20 protein-coding genes are annotated in these 21049 nt (G+C 57.8%); 8 read left to right on the forward strand and 12 right to left on the reverse strand.

What is annotated here, in order from left to right; all coding sequences use genetic code 11:
• The first annotated feature begins 42 nt into the window (after positions 1-42).
• Positions 43-1995, forward strand: coding sequence for a 4Fe-4S binding protein (locus tag GS636_RS00285; protein WP_171668057.1), 1953 nt, complete (start codon positions 43-45; stop codon positions 1993-1995).
• Here the strand turns inward: GS636_RS00285 and GS636_RS00290 are convergent.
• Positions 1989-2717 (reverse strand): hypothetical protein, encoded by a 729-nt coding sequence (locus GS636_RS00290; RefSeq protein WP_171089519.1) that lies wholly within the window; start codon positions 2715-2717, stop codon positions 1989-1991. The two genes, GS636_RS00285 and GS636_RS00290, sit on opposite strands and share 7 nt — an antisense overlap.
• Here GS636_RS00290 and GS636_RS00295 point away from each other — a divergent pair.
• The 4 genes from GS636_RS00295 to GS636_RS00310 are packed head-to-tail and all read left to right on the forward strand — an operon-like array spanning position 2716 to position 5082.
• Entirely contained in the window at positions 2716-2853 is a 138-nt protein-coding gene (locus GS636_RS00295; RefSeq protein WP_171182819.1) for a hypothetical protein, read from the forward strand. The two genes, GS636_RS00290 and GS636_RS00295, sit on opposite strands and share 2 nt — an antisense overlap.
• Positions 2850-3911, forward strand: coding sequence for an Mrp/NBP35 family ATP-binding protein (locus GS636_RS00300; RefSeq protein WP_171668058.1), 1062 nt, complete (start codon positions 2850-2852; stop codon positions 3909-3911). The genes GS636_RS00295 and GS636_RS00300 overlap by 4 nt, the downstream gene beginning before the upstream one ends.
• Positions 3908-4603 carry a biotin/lipoate--protein ligase family protein gene (locus GS636_RS00305; RefSeq protein WP_171668059.1) on the forward strand — a complete coding sequence of 232 codons (696 nt, stop codon included), beginning with the start codon at positions 3908-3910 and terminating at the stop codon, positions 4601-4603. Before GS636_RS00300 ends, GS636_RS00305 begins: the two co-directional genes overlap by 4 nt.
• The gene (locus tag GS636_RS00310; RefSeq protein ID WP_171668060.1) at positions 4603-5082 is read left to right on the forward strand and encodes a DUF6505 family protein; all 480 of its coding nucleotides are present in this window, start codon (positions 4603-4605) and stop codon (positions 5080-5082) included. Before GS636_RS00305 ends, GS636_RS00310 begins: the two co-directional genes overlap by 1 nt.
• On the opposite strand, the gene GS636_RS00315 is transcribed toward GS636_RS00310, so the two are convergent.
• From GS636_RS00315 to acs, 8 genes are all read right to left on the reverse strand, one after another.
• On the reverse strand, positions 5079-5579 hold the full coding sequence (locus GS636_RS00315; RefSeq protein WP_171668061.1) for a flavin reductase family protein: 501 nt from the start codon (positions 5577-5579) through the stop codon (positions 5079-5081). The two genes, GS636_RS00310 and GS636_RS00315, sit on opposite strands and share 4 nt — an antisense overlap.
• Positions 5580-5667: 88 nt before the next feature.
• Positions 5668-7080: an exonuclease domain-containing protein gene (locus tag GS636_RS00320; RefSeq protein ID WP_171668062.1), complete on the reverse strand. Its 1413-nt coding sequence runs from the start codon at positions 7078-7080 to the stop codon at positions 5668-5670.
• 2 nt (positions 7081-7082) lie between these two features.
• Positions 7083-7601 carry a hypothetical protein gene (locus GS636_RS00325; RefSeq protein ID WP_171089533.1) on the reverse strand — a complete coding sequence of 173 codons (519 nt, stop codon included), beginning with the start codon at positions 7599-7601 and terminating at the stop codon, positions 7083-7085.
• Between the two features lie 24 nt (positions 7602-7625).
• Positions 7626-9449, reverse strand: a complete 1824-nt coding sequence (locus GS636_RS00330; RefSeq protein ID WP_171668063.1) for a putative nucleotidyltransferase substrate binding domain-containing protein — start codon at positions 9447-9449, stop codon at positions 7626-7628.
• Positions 9450-9557: 108 nt separating this feature from the next.
• Positions 9558-11342, reverse strand: coding sequence for a sodium:solute symporter family protein (locus GS636_RS00335; RefSeq protein WP_171668064.1), 1785 nt, complete (start codon positions 11340-11342; stop codon positions 9558-9560).
• Between the two features lie 15 nt (positions 11343-11357).
• A complete protein-coding gene (locus GS636_RS00340) occupies positions 11358-11642 on the reverse strand; it encodes a DUF4212 domain-containing protein (protein ID WP_171668065.1) in 285 nt (94 codons plus the stop codon).
• Positions 11643-11821: 179 nt separating this feature from the next.
• Entirely contained in the window at positions 11822-12505 is a 684-nt protein-coding gene (locus tag GS636_RS00345) for an adenylate kinase (protein ID WP_171091139.1), read from the reverse strand.
• Between the two features lie 7 nt (positions 12506-12512).
• Positions 12513-14477 carry an acetate--CoA ligase gene (acs, locus tag GS636_RS00350; RefSeq protein WP_171668066.1) on the reverse strand — a complete coding sequence of 655 codons (1965 nt, stop codon included), beginning with the start codon at positions 14475-14477 and terminating at the stop codon, positions 12513-12515.
• Between the two features lie 406 nt (positions 14478-14883).
• Here acs and dctP point away from each other — a divergent pair, with 406 nt between their 5' ends.
• From dctP to GS636_RS00365, 3 genes are all read left to right on the forward strand, one after another.
• The gene (dctP, locus tag GS636_RS00355) at positions 14884-15900 is read left to right on the forward strand and encodes a TRAP transporter substrate-binding protein DctP (protein WP_171668067.1); all 1017 of its coding nucleotides are present in this window, start codon (positions 14884-14886) and stop codon (positions 15898-15900) included.
• Between the two features lie 63 nt (positions 15901-15963).
• The gene (locus GS636_RS00360) at positions 15964-16593 is read left to right on the forward strand and encodes a TRAP transporter small permease (RefSeq protein WP_171089546.1); all 630 of its coding nucleotides are present in this window, start codon (positions 15964-15966) and stop codon (positions 16591-16593) included.
• Positions 16594-16596: 3 nt separating this feature from the next.
• Positions 16597-18000 (forward strand): TRAP transporter large permease, encoded by a 1404-nt coding sequence (locus tag GS636_RS00365; protein ID WP_171668068.1) that lies wholly within the window; start codon positions 16597-16599, stop codon positions 17998-18000.
• A 137-nt stretch (positions 18001-18137) separates the two neighbouring features.
• Here the strand turns inward: GS636_RS00365 and GS636_RS00370 are convergent, their stop codons facing one another.
• From GS636_RS00370 to rocF, 3 genes are read right to left on the reverse strand one after another with little or no spacing between them, the layout of a single operon-like run.
• The gene (locus tag GS636_RS00370) at positions 18138-19178 is read right to left on the reverse strand and encodes an ornithine cyclodeaminase (protein ID WP_171668069.1); all 1041 of its coding nucleotides are present in this window, start codon (positions 19176-19178) and stop codon (positions 18138-18140) included.
• An 11-nt stretch (positions 19179-19189) separates the two neighbouring features.
• Complete coding sequence (gene ctlX / locus GS636_RS00375) at positions 19190-20110, reverse strand: citrulline utilization hydrolase CtlX (protein ID WP_171182838.1); 921 nt, start codon at positions 20108-20110, stop codon at positions 19190-19192.
• Positions 20110-21030 (reverse strand): arginase, encoded by a 921-nt coding sequence (gene rocF, locus GS636_RS00380; RefSeq protein WP_171668070.1) that lies wholly within the window; start codon positions 21028-21030, stop codon positions 20110-20112. Before rocF ends, ctlX begins: the two co-directional genes overlap by 1 nt.
• Between the last annotated feature and the right edge of the window lie 19 nt (positions 21031-21049).

Here is a 21049-nt window from a genome sequence, read left to right on the forward strand (position 1 = left end):
CTAAGCTTCATGGGATCACGAGAGCGTCCTGCGGGAGGAAAAATGGGCACCAAAATACTGCTATGCGATTGCGCTGGAACTCAGGTTTTGGATCCCGACAGGATCGAAAGCGCCTGTGGCGTCAGCTGTTCCAATGTGCACACGGCGCTGTGCACAACCCAACTGCAATCCGCTGTCGCGCTGATGCAGGAGGGAGCAACCACAATTGCCTGCCTGCAGGAACAAGAGGTGTTCCAGTCTCTGGCAGAAGATCTGAATATTGAAATGCCCGGCTTCTTTGATTTGCGCGACCGTGCGGGCTGGTCCGATCAGGGTGCAGATGCAACGCCTAAAATGGCGGCGTTGGCGGCTGAGGCGCAGTTACCGCAACCCGTGACGCCCAGCGTGGATGTCATAAGCGAAGGAACCTGTTTCATCATTGGTCCTGGCGCTGTGAGTTTTGATGTGGCTGAGAGGCTGGCCGGAACCTTGGCGGTGACCGTTCTGGCGACCGATCAGGCAGAGCCAATCTCGCGCGCGTATGACGTGATACGTGGGCAGGTGAAATCAGTATCCGGAGCGCTGGGCGGTTTTTCACTTCGTCTGGACGCGTTGCAACAGGTTCTACCGGGTGGGCGCGGTGCCTTCGCATGGACTGACTCGAAAGACGGGGCGCAATCCACATGTGACATTATCCTGGACCTTGCAGGTGGCACGCCGTTTGTGCAGGCCCCGGCCAAGCGTGAAGGGTATCTGCGCGCTGATCCAAAAGACGCGGTGGCTGTCGAACGTTTGGCTTTTGAGGCCGCACAGCTTGTTGGGACATTCGAAAAACCCTTGTACGTGCGGTTGGAAGAAACCCTCTGCGCCCATTCGCGGGCGGAACAAGTGGGCTGTTCAAACTGTCTGGATGTTTGCCCAACCGGTGCAATCACCCCAGCGGGTGAACATGTGAGCATCGACCCGATGGTATGTGCCGGATGCGGTGCGTGTGCCGCACTGTGTCCGTCGACGGCGATCACTTACGAGGATCCGACCGTTTCGGCGCTGTTGTCCCGGATGCACATCCTGGCGCGCACCTATCGACGAGCAGGAGGGGCCGCGCCCCGGTTGCTTGTTCACGATGCGCATGGGGCCGAGATGATCCGGCTGGCAGCGCGTTTTGGTCGCGGTTTACCTTCGGGCGTTATCCCGCTGGAACTAAATGTAATATCAGGTTTCGGTCACGCCGAGATGTTGGCTGCTTTGGCGCATGGATTTGCCCGGGTCGACGTGTTGCTTGCACCCACGACGGAACGTGACGCGCTGGATCGTGAGGTAGCGTTGGCACAAGCGATTGCCGGATCAAATGTTATTGGGCTAATTGATGAGGCTGATCCGGATGTCATGGCTGATCTGCTCTATGGTCAAGACGAGCCGCTGCCGCTGGCCGATCCTGTTCTTCCGCTGGGCAACCGGCGGCAGATCACACGATTGGCCGCGCAGGCGCTAAATCCGCAGGCCGAGGCTCCACTGGCTCTGCCCGAAAACGCGCCTTACGGGGCGGTGGCGGTGAACACCGACAGTTGCACCCTGTGCCTCAGCTGTGTGTCACTGTGCCCGTCGGGGGCTTTGATCGACAACCCGGACAAACCGCAACTCAACTTCCAGCAGGATGCCTGCCTGCAATGCGGAATGTGCAAGACGATCTGCCCAGAAGACGCGATTACTCTGGTACCGCAACTGGATCTGAGCGATGCTGCGCTGTCTCAACAGGTGCTCAACGAAGAAGAACCCTTTGCCTGTGTCGAATGCGGCGCATTGTTTGGGGTGAAATCTACGGTCGAGCGGATCATGGAGAAGCTTTCCGGCACGCATCCGATGTTTGCCAGCTCGGATCAGGCGCGGATGATCCAGATGTGTGACAATTGCCGGGTGAAAGTGCAGTTCGAACAGCAGGATAACCCGTTCCAGTCAAAGCCCAAGCCGCGGGTTGTCACGACCGACGACTATTATTCGGACAGAAAGGATCATTGAAGCTGCAGCGGAGCCCCCAAATCTGCGGCTTTCATCCGCGACACAAAGGCGAGTATTGCGTCCAGATCGCCCAAGGTCATTTCAACAGGATGAATCGGAGAGGGGCGCTCGGGGTCAAAAGGCGGCGTCAGCCCGTCGATCTGTGTAAATGCGGGGTGGGGGTTGAGCGCAAAAAACGCCTCGAACCGTTCGGACCAATCCGGCATGGCGCGCAAGACGGCAAAGGAAGGGGTCGAACCCAGCCCGTTCATTCGGTTCTTGGGCCCGATCACATGACACCGTCCGCAATGGGTCATCGACAGTTCTTCGCCCAGCACGGTGTCGCCGTCGACAGCCTCGTCTGCCTGAACGACATTCAGATCGAAGCTGACGGTGAAGGCTCCTCCCTGAGAAGGTGTAAAACTCTCGACGGTGCGTTTGCCGATATCCGAGAGCAGCCAGTCGCGAAATCGGGCCTGACGCTTTTCGTCTTCAATGCTCAGGTGATACACCACCCCCTCACGGGCAAAGACAGGATCACCGGGCGGCGCGGAATTAAGCACCATAACACCCGCATCGTCCGCAATAACGCGTATCCCGGTCTTGAGAGAGAAGCGAGGAAGAATATGTTGCAACAGACCCGAGTCTTTCACCTCGGCCGGGGCCGCAAGGCCAATCGCCTCCTGAGACAAGGAGGGGGTGGCAGAGAACGTCAGGCTCAGGCACAAGAGGACAAAGCGCATGGCTCAGCCTAACGGGGCAGGGCGCGGTGCGTCAAATAAACTGAAAGAGACGGAGACACATGCAATGAGCGGCGACCAGACAATGGTGATGCGCACGCCCCTGTCAGCAGGGCACATCGAAGGAAACAAGGCATGAGTGTTCGTGACGCGGTTCTGGCGAACCTGAAAAAGATCACCGACCCGGTATCCGGGCAGGATATTGTGAGCGCGGGCATCGTGCGTGCGCTGAACGTTGAAGGTGATACCGTACGTTTTGTGCTGGAGATCGACCCAAAGCACGCGGAAAAGATGGAGCCCGTGCGCGCGACGGCCGAGAAAGCCGCGCAGATGGTTGACGGTGTGGCCAATGTGTCGGCGATGATGACCGCGCATTCCGATAAAGCGCCGCCGGATCTGAAACCGAAACCCAAACCGTCTCAGACTGGGCCGCAGGCCGTTCCCGGTGTAGACAGGATCATTGCCGTTGCTTCAGGCAAAGGCGGCGTCGGCAAGTCTACTGTCTCGGCTAACCTCGCCTGTGCGTTGGCGGCTGAAGGACGGCGCGTAGGTCTGCTGGACGCGGATGTCTACGGTCCCTCTCAGCCCCGGATGCTGGGTGTATCCGGTCGCCCGGCCAGCCCTGATGGCAAGACCATCCTACCGCTGCGCAATCACGGCGTGACCATGATGTCCATGGGGCTGATGACCAACGAAGGTCAGGCCGTGGTTTGGCGGGGTCCGATGTTGATGGGTGCGCTGCAACAGATGATGGGGCAGGTGCAGTGGGGCGCGTTGGACGTTCTGATCGTCGACCTTCCGCCCGGCACCGGGGATGTGCAGTTGACGCTGAGCCAGAAGTTCCAGGTGGACGGTGCCATCGTGGTTTCGACCCCGCAGGACGTGGCCTTGATCGACGCCCGCAAGGGGATTGATATGTTCAATCAGCTCAAAACCCCGATCGTGGGCATGATCGAAAACATGTCGACCCATATCTGCTCCAAATGCGGGCACGAAGAACATGTGTTTGGTCATGGCGGTGTTGCGTCCGAGGCGGAATCGCTGGGTGTACCGCTGCTGGGTGAAATCCCACTGCATCTGGACATCCGCGTGGCCGCTGACGGAGGCGCGCCCATCGTGGTCAGCAAGCCCGATAGTCCGCAGGCCGAGTCGTTTCGCAAGATCGCACGCGACCTGATCTCGAACGGTTTCGCATGAGCCAGCCGGTCTTTCCCCCTTTGTTGACGGGTCACCCGGTTCAGGGTGGGGAAGACCCGTTTGACAGGGCGCAGGCAATGGCCGCGCTGGGATGCGACGCAGGAACCGTCGTTTACAACATTCAGGCCGACCGCCTGCGTGTTGCCATCGTCTTTGCGCCTGAAGTGCCGCTTCAGGACGCAATGGCGATGTTGCCGCTGTGTGCCGTGGGATTTCAGAATGCGCTGGGCGCTCTGGCCCCGCCAGAGGTTGCTGTGCATCTGGGCTGGGATGGATTGATTTGTGTGAACGGTGCGAAATGCGGGATGTTCCGGGTTGCTGCGTCAAGTACATCGCCCGATCAGGAACCTGACTGGCTAATTGTTGGATGGGAATTGGCGCTGTTGCAAACCAGCGAAGCACCGGGCGCAACACCGGATGTCACCGCGCTTTATGAAGAGGGGTGTGCGGATGTTTCCGCAACCCAGTTGGTAGAAAGCTGGTCGCGTCATACGTTGACTTGGCTGAACCGCTGGCAGGAAGACGGCAACGCACCACTGCATGCCGAATGGATGGGCTTGCTGCGCGGCGTCGGTGATCCACTTGACGATGGCGGAGTTTTTCTAGGCACTGACGAGCGGTTTGGAATGCTGATCCGGGACGGCTCTGATACACGCCTGCGTCCCCTGACCGACGTTTTGGAGAACGGATGATGAAACTGGCCCGCGCAATCCATTTCGACGAAAGTGATATGAACGTGTTTCATTCTTCGGCGCGAACCGGAGAGTGGTGTGTGTCTGGCGGGTTCGAGTTTTCGAACTGGAGCGGCGCCGATCTTGAGGGCAAGGCACGGCAAGCTTTCGCAAATGGCTGGTTGGGTCTGGAAACCTTTGGTCGTGTGACGTTTGTAGCGGTGACGCAGATCGAACCGGCAGAGAAAGATCAGATCACGCGCAATCTGGCCGAACATTTTGTGCAATTCTATGGCGCGCCTTCGGTCGAGGCGGCAATGGGCGTCGCACAATCCGAAGTCGAGCACATGTCTGACCTGTGCGAAGACCATGCCGCCAATACGCTGCTGACCGTGGCCCGTGAGTTGAGTGAGGCGGGCGTGCACGAAAGCTATCGCGTCATTACGCCCCAAGATGCTCAGCTTGAGGCGCTGGCCGTGCATGGATCTCTGGATGACTAGATCAGATCGACAAATCCGCCGAACTGGCCGCGTTTGAAGATCAAGCCTTTGCCGGTGCGGTACATCACCTGTTCCACTTGACCGACAATTATCAGGTGATCGCCAGCGTCGTGCCGTGCGTGCAGACGGCAGTCAAACCGCGCCAGACACTGGGTCAGTTGCGGGCGACCGGTTTTATCCTCGGTCCAGTCTGCATGAGAGAAATCCGTACCGTCACGCGCAAATCGCAGCGCCTGCTCTTGTTGATCCTGTGCCATCACATGAATCGAATAGTGTTCGCAGTTGCTGAAAGCGTCGAAACGGAACGATTCCTTGGCCAGACACCACAACACCAGCGGCGGGTCCAATGAGACCGAGGCAAAAGAATTCACGGTGATCGCGCGCGGTCCACCTTCGGTTTGCGTAGTGATCACGGTGACGCCGGTGCCAAAGCATCCCAATGCCTCGCGAAAGGCAGGGCTTTGATCCGGGGTTGGTGTGAAGGTCTTTTCCGTCATTGCGCGCGTCTTCCTTGGCCGCGCATCAGGTGCCACGCGTGGCTCGGTTTGTCTATGAAAAGCTGACTGTTGCTTGCAATTTAAACTGTCAGTTCAGGTCTTCCAGCAAACGCCCGTGTTTTCGGGTTTCCATTATGACTTCGCCAAAGGTGGTAAAACCACGCGCCTGTAGGATCGGCAGCATCTTGATCAGCGCTTCTGCCGTGGCAACTGCATCGCCGAGCGCCGTATGGCGCAGCGCCTCGGGGATCGTGATTTCCAGCCGTTCGCACAGCGCGTCCAGCGTATGCGTGTCGCTGGCTCCGAACAGAACGGCAGACAGCAAAACGGTGTCGAGGATCGGGTGATCCCACTCGACTTCCATGCGCTGAGCGTGACGACGCAGGAACGCCATGTCGAAGGGCGCGTTATGCGCCACGATCACGGCATCGCGTGCAAATTGGTGAAATACGCGTCCGGCCTCAGTGATGTCGGGCGCTCCCTGAACCATACGGTCACTGACCTTGTGCACTTTAGTCGACGCAGGTGGTATCGGAATGCCCGGATCCACCAGCATGTCCAGATGCTCGCCCTGAACGATCCTGCCGTTCAGTACGCGCACCGCGCCGATCTGTACGATTTCATCTTTGTGCGGCAACAGCCCGGTTGTTTCCGTATCGAAGACCACGAAACACAGGTCGGACAAGGTGCGATTCTCGAACGCGTCGTCGCCCGGTGTGTCGAGAAGTTCGAAATCGTAAACCAGCGGGCGTGCTTCGTCCGGGGAAATCTGGGCGGCGCTGTCTTCGAAGACCAACATATAACCGGGCGCGTCCCCAAGCGGTTTCATCCGGGCGGAATAGGTCTGTCGGCCATCCACACTGGATAGGGTGCAATAAACGTCCTTGCCGGTTTTGCACAGTTTGGCATAGGCATCCGTGAGGCCCGTGGTTTCGAGGTATTCAAAAAGTGACGCATTCAGGCGGGGATGTGCGATCTGGGCCAAAACCTCGGCGGCCTGACCGTCATAAAGCACAATCTGGTGTTTTGGGCTGGCCAGCAACATCGCGACCGGAATCTCGGTTAGCAGGGCGGTAAGGCGTTGTTTCTCAGCCGCCAGATGGGCGGTTTCCGAGGCTACAGCTTCGGCAGTTCGCATCGCATTTGAGGCCACTTGTTCCGCCAGTCCGGCTGCTGCCGGGGCCAGATCGCCGAGATAACGCGCTGCCTGCATGTCCAGATCCGTGCTGACCCCGGCATGTGCGCGTGCGCGCAATTGGGCCGAAAGGCGTTCGATCGGCTTGGCAACATTGTCGTCAAACAACAGCCATACGCCGGCAATCAGAGCCAGCAAGCCAAACCCGATCAGGATTTCGGCAAAAATGAAAGCGTCCAGAAGTTCGGGGTTCTCGGCGCGGGCATAGGTGATCCAAAGGGCGATTGCGCTGATCGCAATTCCCCCCAACGCCAGCAAACAGAAGAACAGAAAAATCCTGAGCCTCAGGCTCAATTTGGTGAGCATGATCAGACCCCGCAGGTGGTCTCGATAATCGGATCGGTGCCCTCAGCCCGGTACCAGCTTGCGTTGATCAGGCGACCGTCGTCGGCAAATTCAGCCCCGTCTACAAGGTTCGCGCGACTGTTTTCGGCACAATTGACGGCCACAGGCAAATGCGTGACAGGGGCCCAACGCCCGAACAGATACAGGTCGACCAGCCGTTGATCGGGAACCTGATCATTGGTTCGGACCGATTGTGTGTCGATGGCCGAGAAACGGTCTACAAAAGGCACTGCGTAGGTCCAGGGACGATAGAAGGCGCGGCTTTCGATCTCGTGCACAATGGCCATTTCGTCAGGCAGTTGATCGCGGGTGCGGTCATACCATGAATACTCGCTGGCAATGGTCATGCCGATCATGCCCAGACCTGCCGCAACCGGAGTGGTCCATTTCGGCAAGCGACCACCGGTCAGCTTGTTCAGCACAAGCACGACGCCCGCAAACGCGAAGCCCGCAAAGATAGTGCCGATCAATTCCAGAAACATGGGGTCTCTCCGTACTTGGGGGTCTTAGCCCAGCATACCTTTGCCGTGGCCAACCGCCGATTGCATCGTTTTTACCACAACAAACGCATCGCGTAGATGACTTCGCTCAAAGTCCGAAAGATCGGATGGGGGCAGATAATTGTCGGGTTTTTCACCTGATTTGACCAGCCGAACCTGATGCTCCAGCCGGGTTTCAGCGATCAGGTCATATGCGTCCAGCAGATCCCGCGCGCCAGACGGACTAAGGACACCGCTGACCTCGGCCGCTTTCAGGCGGGCCCGCGTGTTGGCCTCGGGTAACTCACCTTGCAGTGCGTAGATCCGTGCCAGATCAACGATTGGGACGACCCCGTTGTGTTTAAGATCCAGCGTGTTGCGATGTTCGCCCGAGCGGATCGTTGCAAATCCGCGCAGCAGACCCAGAGGCGGCGTATGTTTCAACGAGTTCGAAATCATGTGCGCGACAAAGATCGAGTTTGCTCTGGCCGCTGCCAGAGTGTCGGCCTGCAGGTCGGCAAACAACTCAAACGTGCCGCCGATGGGGCGCAGGTCGAACATGACCGACGCCAGCATTTGCGCTTCGGGGCTTGGCTTGGCGATCCAGCCCTTGAAATAGTCGCGCCAGACGCGCACCGGCTGGCACCAGCGCGGATTGGTCGCCATCATGTCGCCGGGACAGTAGAAATACCCGCAAACGTCCAACCCGTCCGAGACGAATTTGGCGAGTTGCGTGAAATAGGCCATGTCTGCGTCGGTCACGCTGTCATCCAGCATCAGACAATTGTCCTGATCCGATACGCCCGTTTGTTCCTGCCGTCCCTGAGACCCACATGCAAGCCACAGATAGGGCACCGGAGCTGGGCCCAGTTCCGCTTCGCCGAGTGCCAGCAGGCGGCGCGTGACCGTATCCGCGATATCAGTTATCAGACGCGTGACAATTTCGTGCCGGTTTCCGCCAGCAACCAGTTGCACAAGAAGCTGCGGGATTTCTTCGGTCACGCGTGCCATTTCTTCGGCGGTATCAGCCTGCGCGATACGGCGCACCAACTCGGCCGAGTTGACCGCCTGATAATGGGTCAGATCGGTCTGGGTCACGATCCCAACCAAACGACCGCCCTCGGAAATCGGGATATGGCCGATGCCACGCTCCATCATGATGTGCAGCACATCCGATCCGATATCGCTGGGCGACAATGTAACCGGGTTTGCGGTCATGATTTCAGAAATGGGCGTAGAGGCGGGCAGGCCGTCTGCAACGTATTTGCCCGAGATGTCCCGCAGGGTCGCAATGCCCTGCAAGCTTTCACCGTCCGTGATGCAAAGCGACGAGATATGTTTGTCACGCATAATCCGCGCGGCGTCCTGAACCGACGTGTCAGCGGGGCAGGTGGCCGGATTATGCGCCATCAGCACATCAATCGAGCTTGTGGCCAGGCTTTGCGGACCACTGCGGTCGCCACGTGTGCGGTCAAAGAACTTTGCCACTACATCGTGGTTATCGATCAAACTCCGCACCAGATCCGGTGGCAGAACCATTAGGACCGAGGGCGTATGCGCGCGGGCTTTGGTGGCGGCTTTGCCGTCTTTCAGCAAGCCCCTTTCGCCAAAGGAATTGCGCAATCCAAGATGAGAGACGATGGCACCGTTCTCATCAGTAATTTCGACCTGTCCTTCATAGATCACGAACACCCCGGGTAACTTGTGGCCTAGCTCGTAGACTGAGGCGTCTTCCTCAATTTCCCAGACCTCGATCTGTTTGACGATCTGATCCAGGGCGTCGGCAGGCAACGCGTCATAGGGGTGAACGGATTTCAGAAACCGGGCTATTTCGTCATGGGACAGGGGCATGTGTCGTCTCCGGTGTTCTGGTTAAAAAATCCCGCCCAGTGATGTGCTGGGCGGGAACAGTGGATCGAAAGACGCGGTCGAAGGCAAGAACCAACGACCGCATCAAGCTCATTTGTTCTGAGCTGCGCCCGCACCACGGGGAATGCGTACGCTTTCGACCAGATCCTTGATCTCCTGCGGAGTCTCTTTGGTCATGCCTGCAACAACGTAGGCAGTCGCAAAGTTGATCATCGCACCGATTGCACCGAACGAGGTCGACTTGATCGGACCCAGCAGCGGGTCAGCATCGGTGAACGAGTTGGTGCCCGGAATGAACAACCAGCCCTTGTGCAGGAAGATGTAGACCAGGGTCACAACCAGACCAGCCAGCATACCTGCAACCGCGCCGGTGTTGTTGATGCGGGTCGAGAAGATCCCCATCATCAACGCCGGGAAGATCGAGGCTGCCGCCAGACCGAACGCCAGGGCCACGGTTTGCGCCGCAAATCCGGGTGGGTTCAGACCCAAGTAGGTTGCAACAACGATGGCGACGGCCATTGCGATACGTGCAGCCAGCAGTTCACCCTTTTCAGAGATGTTCGGATTGATCGCACCTTTGACAAGGTCGTGGGACACAGCCGACGAGATCGCCAGCAACAGGCCCGCAGCGGTTGACAGAGCAGCCGCAAGACCACCTGCCGCGACCAGACCGATCACCCAACCCGGAAGGTTGGCGATTTCGGGGTTGGCCAGAACCAGGATGTCACGGTTGAACTTCGTCAGTTCGTTTCCAACCCAGCCTTTTTCTTCCGCGATTGCGGTCATGGCTTCGGACTTGTCGTTGTAGTACTGGATCTTGCCGTCACCGTTCTTGTCTTCCCAATCCAGAAGACCGGTTTTCTGCCAGGTTTTCATCCAGTCATAGCGCGGATCGGTGTCGATTTCCTCGACCGAAACAGCGCCACCGTCGATGCCACCATTGGGCCACATCATGTCGGTGATGTTCAGACGTGCCATTGCGCCAACCGCAGGGGCGGTCAGGTACAGCAGGGCGATGAAGACCAGAGTCCAGCCAGCCGACCAACGTGCGTCAGACACTTTCGGCACGGTGAAGAAGCGCATGATCACGTGCGGCAGACCGGCGGTACCGATCATCAGCGACAGCGTGAACAGAACCATGTTCAGCGTGTTCGAATGGTGTGCTGTGTACTCGTTGAAGCCCAGCTCGGTCACGATCGCGTCCAGCTTGGTCAGCAGGGGCTCACCGCTGGCGGTGTCACCAAACAGACCCAGAGCAGGGATCGGCGTGCCGGTCAACTGCAGCGAGATGAAGATCGCCGGGATGGTGTAGGCTGTGATCAGCACGCAGTACTGAGCAACCTGAGTGTAGGTCACACCTTTCATCCCGCCAAACACCGCGTATGCAAAGACCACACAAGCGCCGATCAGCAGACCGGAGGTGTTGGATACCTCAAGGAAGCGGCCAAAAGCCACGCCCACACCGGTCATCTGACCGATCACGTAAGTCACCGACGCAACGATCAGACAGATCACAGCAACAACGCGCGCGGTCTGGCTGTAGAAACGGTCGCCGATGAATTCCGAGACGGTGTATTTGCCGAACTTACGAAGGTAAGGCGCAAGCAGCAGAGCCAGCAGCACGTAGCCACCGGTCCAACCCATCAGGAAGGTCGAGTTGTCATAGCCGGTAAAGGCAATCAGGCCCGCCATCGAAATGAACGAGGCCGCAGACATCCAGTCCGCCGCTGTCGCCATACCGTTGGTGACCGGGTGAACGCCGCGACCGGCGGCGTAGAATTCTGATGTGGAACCCGCGCGGGCCCAGATCGCGATGCCGATGTATAGCGCAAAGGACGCGCCAACAAACAGCAGGTTGATGGTAAACTGATCCATTGTCCCCGCTCTCCCTTATTCTTCGTCTACGCCGAATTCGGCGTCCAGCTTGTTCATGCGCCAGGCGTAGTTGAAGATCAGCACCAGAAAGACCAGGATCGATCCCTGTTGTGCGAACCAAAAGCCCAGATCGGTTCCGCCGACGGCGATCCCCGACAGCAACGGACGCAGCAGAATGCCGAATCCAAACGACACCAGCGCCCAGATGATGAGGCTGATGTAAATGAGGCGCAGGTTTGCTTGCCAATAGCCCTTATCGGCTTCGGACACCTGCGCGGAGTTTGTTGAATGATCCGCCATCGCGGGTTCCTCCTTCGCTTCCTCGTTGGGCGGCCCGTGCCCAATTCCTCCAGTGACGCGGACCGCTTCTCGATGTTACCAAACGCCCCGTGACGCCCGGCAAAACTTCTCTGTTCCGCCAAGGCGGTTCATTGAAGTATTCCTTTAAAGATCAAGGCCTTGCGGCCGATCTCCTCCCCTTACTTCATCGCGCCGCTGACGATCTCCTCCAGGTCGCGGGCGATGTCTTCAATCTTGCCCATGGCATTGGTGCGTTGCAGCACGCCATGGCTTTCGTAGTAGGTGATCAGCGGCGCGGTCTGCGCGTGATAGGCTGCCAACCGTGACGCCACGGTTTCGGCATTGTCATCGGCGCGGCGCTTGAATTCAGTGTGACCACACTTGTCGCATTTGCCGTCTTCGGCAGGCTTCTTGAATGTGTCGTGGTAACCTTCGCCACAACCGGCGCAGGTGTAGCGGCCCGAGATACGGATCACCATTTCGGCGTCTTCGACCTCAAGACTGATTGCGGCGTTGATCTTCTGATTGTTCGACGCGAGCAGTTCGTCCAGCGCTTCGGCCTGAACCGTTGTGCGCGGAAAGCCGTCCAGAATGACACCCTTGGCGCAATCTGGTTGCGCCATGCGGTCACGCAGGATGGCGATGACGATGTCGTCACTGACCAGATCGCCCGCTTCCATGACGGCTTTGGCGGCAAGGCCAGCTTCTGTACCGGCCGCAACGGCCTCGCGCAGCAGGTCGCCGGTGCTAAGTTGAACCAGCCCGAACTTTTCTTCTAGCATTCGCGCCTGTGTGCCCTTCCCGGCGCCGGGAGGGCCGAGAAGGATCAGAACGGCGGGAGTGGTGAGCGTGGCAGCGTCCATCACATCCTCACTTGTTCGCACGGTTTTCGATCAGGTCTTCGACCACCGACGGATCGGCGAGCGTCGACGTGTCACCCAGGCTGCCAAAGTCGTTCTCGGCAATCTTGCGCAGGATACGGCGCATGATCTTGCCCGAACGTGTTTTGGGCAGGCCAGGGGCCCACTGGATCACGTCCGGCGAGGCAATTGGGCCGATTTCCGTGCGGACCCAGGTGCGCAGCTCTTTCAACAGCTCGTCCGAAGGCTCGCGGTCATTCATCAAAGTGACATAGCAATAGATGCCTTGTCCTTTGATTTCATGAGGATAGCCCACAACAGCAGCTTCAGCGACAGCAGCATGAGCCACCAGCGCGCTTTCGACCTCGGCCGTGCCCATGCGGTGACCGGACACGTTGATCACGTCATCTACGCGCCCTGTGATCCAGTAATCGCCGTCTTCATCGCGACGGCAGCCGTCACCTGTGAAGTAGTAGCCTTTGTAGTCCGAGAAATAGGTCTTCTCAAACCGTTCATGATCGCCCCAGACGGTGCGCATCTGACCGGGCCAGCTGTCTTTGATGCAAAGAACGCCTTCGACGCCATTGCCTTCGATCTCAACGCCCGACTGCGGGTCCAGAACTACGGGCTCAATGCCAAAGAACGGCTTCATGGCTGAGCCGGGCTTCATTGCATGGGCACCGGGCAGGGGGGTCATCAAGTGACCGCCGGTTTCCGTTTGCCACCATGTGTCAACGATCGGGCATTTGCCCTTGCCGACGACGTCATTGTACCAGTTCCAGGCTTCGGGGTTGATCGGCTCACCCACGGTGCCCAGTGTGCGCAGATCGCTGAGGTCGCATTTCTCAACGAACTCATTGCCTTGACCCATCAGAGCACGGATCGCAGTTGGTGCGGTGTAGAATTGGTTGACCTTGTGCTTTTCACAGACCTGCCAAAAGCGCGAAGCATCTGGGAAGGTCGGAACGCCTTCGAACATCAGCGTGGTCGCACCGTTGGCCAGCGGGCCATAGACGATATAGCTGTGTCCGGTGACCCAGCCGACGTCTGCGGTGCACCAGTACACGTCGCCTTCGTGGTAATCGAAGGTGATCTCATGCGTCATCGAGGCATAAACCAGATAGCCGCCGGTGGTGTGCACAACGCCCTTGGGCTGTCCGGTCGAACCGGATGTATAAAGAATGAACAGCGGATCTTCGGCGCTCATCTCGGCGGGTGCGCAGTAGTCATCTGCCTCAAGGGCCATTTCGTTGTAGTCAAAGTCGCGCCCGTCGATCCAGGTGGTCTGACCACCGGTGCGCTTGACCACCAGACATTTCACACTGTCTTTGCAGTGCAGCAGGGCCGCATCCGCGTTGGACTTCAGCGGTGTCTTGCGACCTCCGCGGGGCGCTTCATCAGCAGTGATGACAACCTTGGCGTCACAGCCATTGACCCGCGCCGCCAGAGCGTCGGGCGAGAAGCCTGCGAAAACGATTGAATGGATGGCACCGATCCGGGCGCAGGCCAGCATGGCATAGGCGGCCTCGGGGATCATCGGCAGATAGATGACAACGCGGTCACCCTTCCGAACCCCCAGCGATTCCAAGATATTGGCCATCCGGCAGGTGCGACGGTGCAGTTCGGCATATGAAATATGCTGCGCCGGATCATTTGGATCGTCCGGCTCCCAGATGATCGCGGTTTGATCGCCACGGGTCTTCAGGTGACGGTCAAGGCAGTTGGCCGAGACGTTTAGTGTGCCATCGGCATACCAGTTGATCTTGACCGAACCGAAGTCGTAATTGACATCCTTTACCGTTGAGAACGGCTTGATCCAGTCGACGCGCTTGCCTTGCTCGCCCCAGAACGTGTCTGGGTCACTGATCGAGGCTGCGTACATGTTGGCATATTTTGCAGCATCGACATGCGCACGGGCGACGGTTTCTGCGGATGGCGGATATGTCTTGGCATCTGCCTGGGCAGCGGTAGTCATCGTTGAGGCTCCTCCCTCTGGACTGGATTACGTTGGGTCGTTTTTGCCTGATAGTTCAGCAAAGTCGATCCCGTTCCTCCCCAATCGAAGTATTACCGGCTTTGGAAAATAAATAAATAAATTGCCGTAATCTTTGAATTTGTTTGTAAAGAAATTTTAATCCGTATTTCATATTTGTAAATTATGCGGCCAATGTTTGTAAAAAAGTATGTGAAACAGGGTGTTAATTGTAACAGCTACTTTCGGTTGTTTTATGCTGAAACAGGGACGTCCGACCTGGCTTCAACCTATTCTCGATGTCTGCACAGTGCATCAGCGCGACCGTCAGGGTTGGCACATCCCAATGTTGGCGCTAGCTTCTTTTGCAAGCGCTTCGGGAAGAGGCGCGTCAAAGGGAGAGAAAATCATGAATAAGATGTTGAGCGGTGCCGCCGTTGCCGCCCTGAGCTTTGCGTTCGTTAGCGAAGCTGCCGCGACCGAGTGGAACGCTTCTGTATGGGGCAAGCGCCGCGCGTTCACCGAACATGTCGAAAAGCTCGCGGAACTGGTCAGTGAGAAGACCGGCGGGGACTTCACGATCAACGTCAGCTACGGAGGCTTGTCCAAGCCACGCGAAAACCTGGACGGAATCGAAATCGGTGCTTTCGAGATGGCTCAGTTCTGCGCTGGCTATCACCGCGACAAAAACCGGGCGATCACTGTGCTGGAACTGCCGTTCCTTGGTGTGAACAACCTTGAAGAAGAGGTCGCTGTCAGCCACGCGGTGTACGACCATCCAGCAGTCAAGGATGAGATGGCGCAGTGGAATGCCCGCATCATCATGACCTCACCTATGCCCCAGTATAATATCGTGGGCACGGGCGAACCCCGTGATCAGTTGGCGGAATTCGATGGAATGCGGGTTCGTGCAACTGGTGGGTTGGGCCAGGCCTTTGAGGCAGTGGGCGGTGTGCCGACTTCGGTCCCCGCGACCGAAGCCTTCAACGCGATGGAATCGGGTGTTGTGGACACAGTGGCCTTCGCCCAGCACGCGCATCTGTCTTTTGGCACGATCAATGAGGCCGATTGGTGGACGGCCAACCTAAACCCCGGCACGGTGAACTGTCCTGTGGTTGTGAATATCGACGCCTACGAAGCGCTGCCTGCCGAGCATCGCGAAGCGCTGGATAGCTCAATTGACGAGGCGATTGATCACTATCTGGCAAACTACGGCGGCCTACTGGAACAGTGGGACAGCGTCCTTGAAGAAAAAGGCGTGCAGAAGGTCATGATTGACGACGCCGTGATCGAGGAATTCCGCACCAAGGCCGCAGATCCGATCCGGGAAAAGTGGATTGCGGATATGTCGGATCAGGGGCTGCCGGCTCAAGATCTGTATGATCTGGTTCAATCCACGCTGCAGCAACAGCGCGGCGGTAACTGATCCTTTAAGCCGGGTGCCCCGTTGGGTGCCCGGTTCTCTCTCAAATAACAAGGAACGACCGGAATGGCAGGACAGGCCACGGTGCTGGAAGACGGAAGCCGTCTGAGCCAGCTGGACCGGCATTTGTTAAAGCTTGAACGTTTTCTTGCATTAATCAGCGGCCTGGCGGTTTTTGGTCTGATGGTATTGGCCGTGGTCTCCGTCAGCGGGCGCAACGCTTTGAATGCGCCGTTGCCCGGTTATGTCGACTGGATCGAACAGGCGATGCCTTTGATTGCCTTTCTGGGCATCTCATTCGTGCAGCGTGATGGTGGGCATATCCGCATGGACATCGTCATCTCGCGGCTTCACGGTCGGGCTTTGTGGCTGTTCGAGCTGATCTCGGTCCTTCTGATCCTGGTGTTGATGCTTGCACTGGTTTGGGGCAGCTGGTCCCACTTCGACCGATCTTTCGATTTTGGTGCGCCGCTTTGGAGCAGGGACAGTTCCATCGACATCGGTATTCCTCTGTGGCCTGCCAAGCTGTTGGCACCCGTCGCCTTTTCAGTGCTGTGCGCACGGCTGGTGCTTCAGGTGTGGGGCTATGGGCGTGCATTTGTGCTGGGGCTCGAGACCCCTGTTGCGGTGCCGCTCCTTCAGGATGCTGCGGCTCAAGCGGCGGCTGAGGCCGAGCAGTTCGAAGGGCAGGACTAGAACATGGACACGATTGATATTGGCCTCTGGGTCACAGGCGGTCTGCTGGTTCTGGTTGTTGCCGGTATGCGGGTGGCTTTCGCAGCAGGGCTTGCGGGTTTGGTTGGGCTTGTTTGGATATTCTGGGCCAAGTTTGGCTATGACCCGGACCGGTTTGGCAAAGCCTTGACGGTTGCGGTCAAGACCGCGGGGCAGGTTCCGCATTCCAAGGTTGCAGCGCATACGCTCAGCCTGATCCCAACCTTCATCCTGATTGGATACCTGGCCTACTACGCGGGCCTGACGCGCGCCTTGTTCGAAGCCGCCAAACGTTGGGTGGCCTGGGTTCCGGGCGGGCTTGCCGTGTCTACGATTTTCGCAACGGCTGGTTTTGCCGCCGTATCCGGGGCGTCGGTTGCCACTTCTGCCGTCTTTGCCCGCATCGCGATTCCAGAGATGCTGAAAGTGGGCTATAACAAACGCTTTGCAGCGGGTGTTGTCGCTGCTGGTGGCACGCTGGCCTCGCTCATCCCGCCCTCGGCCATTCTGGTGATCTACGCCATCATAGTCGAGCAGGACGTGGGCAAGCTGCTGTTGGCCGGATTCATCCCGGGCGCGTTTTCCGCAATCATTTATGGCCTGCTGATTGTCGGGATTGCAGTGATCTTCAAAACCGTAGGTCCACCAGTTACAGGCTTCACCTGGAAAGAGCGTTTCTCCGCTTTGCCTGGTGCTATACCAATTGTGGCTGTGATCCTGATCATCATTTGCTTTGTCTACAACCCGTTCGGAGACAAAGCCTGGGGCACCCCTACGGAAGGCGGCGCAATCGGGGCCTTCATTGTGTTCTGTTTCGCCCTGTTTCACGGAATGCGCTGGAAGGAATTCAAATCCGCGCTTTTGGAAACTGCCAAACTGACGGCGATGATCTTTTCGATCATCTGGGGTGTTTTGATCTACGTGCGGTTTCTGGGCTTCGCAGACCTCCCCGGCGCATTTTCCGACTGGATTACCGGGCTTGAGATGTCCCCGATGATGATCCTGATCTGCATCCTTCTGGCCTATGCAGTACTGGGCATGTTCATGGACGCAATTGGGATGCTGCTGCTGACCTTGCCCGTCGTCTATCCAGCGGTCATGGCCCTGAACGGAGGTGAGACCGTCAGCGCAGCCGAGAGCGCCTTTGGCATGTCTGGCCCGATGTGCGCCATCTGGTTTGGTATTTTGGTGGTCAAGATGGCCGAGTTCTGCCTGATCACGCCGCCCATTGGGCTGAACTGCTTTGTCGTGGCCGGGGTGCGCCCGGACCTGAGCGTTCAGGACGTGTTCAAAGGCGTGACACCGTTTTTCATCGCCGATGCGATGACGATTGCATTGCTTGTGGCATTCCCAGGGATTGTGCTCTACCTGCCGTCGCTTGCGGGTTAGCAGGGAAGCGAGGCTCTGCCTCGCGCTCCGAGGTATTTATGGCCAGATGAAGCAAGGGATCTGATCTTCATCTGGCTGAAAATACCTCGGGGGAGGCGCGCGTAGCGCGGCGGGGGCAGAGCCCCCATGACAACGCCTTACCCGGCCCGCATCAGCATTCCGAACAGATCGCGCGGATCATCGGGATCGGCCAGCATGTCCAAAGGCTCAAAAAAACCTGTGCCTTCGATCGCTTGCTTTACATAGCGCAGGGCCGAGAAGTCTTCGATTGCGAAACCTACGCTGTCAAACAACGTAATCTGACGATCATCGACACGCCCTTTGGCCGCGCCAGTGATGACCTGCCACATCTCGGTCACCGGATGATCCGCGTCCAGGGCCTGAATTTCTCCTTCGATACGGGTCTGTTCCGGGTATTCAACGAAAATGTCTGAGCGGAGCAGGATGTCGCGATGCAGTTCTGTTTTGCCCGGACAGTCGCCACCGATGGCATTGATGTGAACACCGGGGCCGACCATGTTATCGGTCAGGATCGTGGCGTATTTCTTGTCTGCGGTGCAGGTGGTGATGATCTGGGCGCCTTCGATGGCGTCTTCGGGCGTGGTGCAGGGAACAACAGTCAAACCCTTGCCCCGCAGGTTTTTCGAACATTTTACGGTTGCGTTCGGGTCAGTATCGTAGAGCCGGACGGTACTGATCCCGCACATTGCCTTAAAGGCCATACACTGGAATTCAGACTGCGCGCCATTGCCGATCATCGCCATCGTGGTGGCGTTTGTTGGGGCGAGATAGCGCCCAACCAATGCCGAGGTTGCCGCTGTGCGCAGGGCGGTCAACAGCGTCATCTCGGTTAGCAGGGTTGGATAGCCAGTATAAACATCTGCCAACAGACCAAAGGCCGTGACCGTTTGCAAACCTTCTGAGGTATTCTTGGGATGGCCATTCACGTATTTGAAGCCATAAGCCTCACCATCGGAGGTCGGCATCAATTCGATCACACCGTGCGGTGAATGCGCCGGAATACGGGGGGTTTTGTCAAAACTCTCCCACCGTTTGAAATCAGCTTCGATCTGTGCGGCGATTTGCGTGATCATTTGCTCGACGCCGATGTGATGAACCAATCGCATCATGTTGTCGACGGATACAAACGGCACCAGGGCCTTGTCGGATGGTTGCATAGTGCTTTCTCCTATCGGCGGGAAAGGTGGACGCCTGCGATCATGCAGCGAACCGAACCACCGGCTGTTTCGATTGTTGGAACGGAAAGTGGCAAGGGTGTTGCGCTTTCCCGAATTGTAACGACTTGATCCGGGGTAAGGGCAGCAAGCGCTCTGCTCGACAACGCGAGCACCAATCCGTCGCGCCCTGTCAACTCAATCGCGTTGCCTGCAAACTCAGCAATTTGTTTGTGTGTCAGGTCAATCACGGTTCGCCCAGATTCCTCTAACCGGTCACGAACAGTTGCGCGCCGATCAGGGTCAGGAATCATGTCGAGGCAGATCAAAGCATACTGGGTCCCGATGCCCATCAATACATTGGTGTGATAAACGTCTCGGCCTGTGGCGTCGCGGGCTTCGAATGCAATCGGCTCATAGTTAAAATGTGTGCAAAACCGTTCCAACAAGACTGGGTCAGCGCGGTTGGACGTAACCGTGTAGGCGATACGCCCAACGTGATCCAACACCATCGCACCTGTCCCTTCCAGCGCAAGGTTGTCTTGCTCCAGTCCGGAATAATCTATGACGTCCTGAACGCGGTACTTTTGTTTGAGCAGTTCAATGACATCGGTTCGGCGTTCGCGGCGGCGAGAAGGAACAAACATTGGGTATATCGCGATATGACCGCCGGGATGCGTTGAAAACCAGTTATTTGGAAATACGCTGTCGGGCGTGTTCAGGTCGCCGAAATCGTCAAATACATGTACGGTAATGCCTGCGTCCCGTAACTGCCGTACGGCCTGATCATGCTCATCCCTGGCCGCTGCAGAGGTAGCGTTGGCAGAGGTGCCGCTAAGTGTTTGAAACGCATTGTCATCGCGTGTTTCCGGGTTGGACGCAAAAGCATGAGGCCGGATCATGACAGCAGCAGAGGGTGCTTGCAGCGACAGCATCAGAAACTCCGGGTGGGGCGGTCAAAGATGCGGCGGCCCATAAGTGAGGCGGCCAGATCGACCATAAGTTTGGCGGTGCGACCCCGTTCATCCAGAAACGGGTTCAATTCAACAAGATCCAAGGAACTGACCAGTCCGCTTTCATGCAGCAATTCCATCACCAAATGGGCTTCGCGCTCGGTTGCCCCGCCAGGAACCGTTGTGCCAACGGCGGGCGCTATGGCGGGATCGAGGAAGTCAACATCCAGCGAGACATGCAGCAGGGCATTTTCGGCGCGCACGCGGTCCAGAAAGGCCAGCAGAGGTGCCTTTATCCCATGCTCATCAATACTGCGCATGTCGGCCAGCATGGCGTGGTCTTGCTCGAGTGCTGAACGTTCAGCCGGATCGACAGAGCGCAGGCCGATCATTCCAACGCGGTCCGTTGGGACCGTGGCTGACAGAAGGGGGAAGGCATCAAAACCGGGTCTGCCCGTAAAATAGGCCACCGGTGTTCCGTGCAAGTTGCCGCTGCCTGTGCTGTCTGGTGTGTGAAAGTCGCTATGGGCGTCCAACCACAGCACAAACAGCGGCCTTTCGACCTGTGCCGCATATGCGGCCATCCCGGCGACGGTGCCCATGGACAATGCATGATCGCCGCCCATGAAAATAGGTACGCCCTGACGCGCGGCCGCCTGCGCGGTCGTGCTGAGAGCGCGGGTCCAGCCCACACATTCGGGCAAAGAAAAGAGGTGAGGGTGGTCGGTCAGGCCGGTCTCTTCCGGGGTCACGTCACCCTGGTCCTGAACGGAATGGCCAAGATCGGTCAAAGCCTCTTGCAGCCCGGCCACACGATAAGCGTCCGGGCCCATCCGGCATCCCTGACGGCGTTTTCCGGCGTCCATGGGGACGCCCACCAATATGATAGTTTTCATGTCCATATGCTCATTTAGGCTGGCA

Source organism: Ruegeria sp. HKCCD4884 (genome assembly GCF_013110855.1).
Lineage (GTDB): Bacteria > Pseudomonadota > Alphaproteobacteria > Rhodobacterales > Rhodobacteraceae > Ruegeria.

Excerpts from the sequence above, each read along its gene's own strand:
- GS636_RS00285 (WP_171668057.1), top strand. The coding sequence starts at position 43 with ATGGGCACCAAAATACTGCTATGCGATTGCGCTGGAACTCAGGTTTTG.
- GS636_RS00295 (WP_171182819.1), top strand. The coding sequence starts at position 2,716 with ATGGCTCAGCCTAACGGGGCAGGGCGCGGTGCGTCAAATAAACTGAAA.
- GS636_RS00290 (WP_171089519.1), bottom strand. The coding sequence starts at position 2,717 with ATGCGCTTTGTCCTCTTGTGCCTGAGCCTGACGTTCTCTGCCACCCCC.
- GS636_RS00300 (WP_171668058.1), top strand. The coding sequence starts at position 2,850 with ATGAGTGTTCGTGACGCGGTTCTGGCGAACCTGAAAAAGATCACCGAC.
- GS636_RS00305 (WP_171668059.1), top strand. The coding sequence starts at position 3,908 with ATGAGCCAGCCGGTCTTTCCCCCTTTGTTGACGGGTCACCCGGTTCAG.
- GS636_RS00310 (WP_171668060.1), top strand. The coding sequence starts at position 4,603 with ATGAAACTGGCCCGCGCAATCCATTTCGACGAAAGTGATATGAACGTG.
- GS636_RS00315 (WP_171668061.1), bottom strand. The coding sequence starts at position 5,579 with ATGACGGAAAAGACCTTCACACCAACCCCGGATCAAAGCCCTGCCTTT.
- GS636_RS00320 (WP_171668062.1), bottom strand. The coding sequence starts at position 7,080 with ATGCTCACCAAATTGAGCCTGAGGCTCAGGATTTTTCTGTTCTTCTGT.
- GS636_RS00325 (WP_171089533.1), bottom strand. The coding sequence starts at position 7,601 with ATGTTTCTGGAATTGATCGGCACTATCTTTGCGGGCTTCGCGTTTGCG.
- GS636_RS00330 (WP_171668063.1), bottom strand. The coding sequence starts at position 9,449 with ATGCCCCTGTCCCATGACGAAATAGCCCGGTTTCTGAAATCCGTTCAC.
- GS636_RS00335 (WP_171668064.1), bottom strand. The coding sequence starts at position 11,342 with ATGGATCAGTTTACCATCAACCTGCTGTTTGTTGGCGCGTCCTTTGCG.
- GS636_RS00340 (WP_171668065.1), bottom strand. The coding sequence starts at position 11,642 with ATGGCGGATCATTCAACAAACTCCGCGCAGGTGTCCGAAGCCGATAAG.
- GS636_RS00345 (WP_171091139.1), bottom strand. The coding sequence starts at position 12,505 with ATGGACGCTGCCACGCTCACCACTCCCGCCGTTCTGATCCTTCTCGGC.
- acs (WP_171668066.1), bottom strand. The coding sequence starts at position 14,477 with ATGACTACCGCTGCCCAGGCAGATGCCAAGACATATCCGCCATCCGCA.
- dctP (WP_171668067.1), top strand. The coding sequence starts at position 14,884 with ATGAATAAGATGTTGAGCGGTGCCGCCGTTGCCGCCCTGAGCTTTGCG.
- GS636_RS00360 (WP_171089546.1), top strand. The coding sequence starts at position 15,964 with ATGGCAGGACAGGCCACGGTGCTGGAAGACGGAAGCCGTCTGAGCCAG.
- GS636_RS00365 (WP_171668068.1), top strand. The coding sequence starts at position 16,597 with ATGGACACGATTGATATTGGCCTCTGGGTCACAGGCGGTCTGCTGGTT.
- GS636_RS00370 (WP_171668069.1), bottom strand. The coding sequence starts at position 19,178 with ATGCAACCATCCGACAAGGCCCTGGTGCCGTTTGTATCCGTCGACAAC.
- ctlX (WP_171182838.1), bottom strand. The coding sequence starts at position 20,110 with ATGCTGTCGCTGCAAGCACCCTCTGCTGCTGTCATGATCCGGCCTCAT.
- rocF (WP_171668070.1), bottom strand. The coding sequence starts at position 21,030 with ATGGACATGAAAACTATCATATTGGTGGGCGTCCCCATGGACGCCGGA.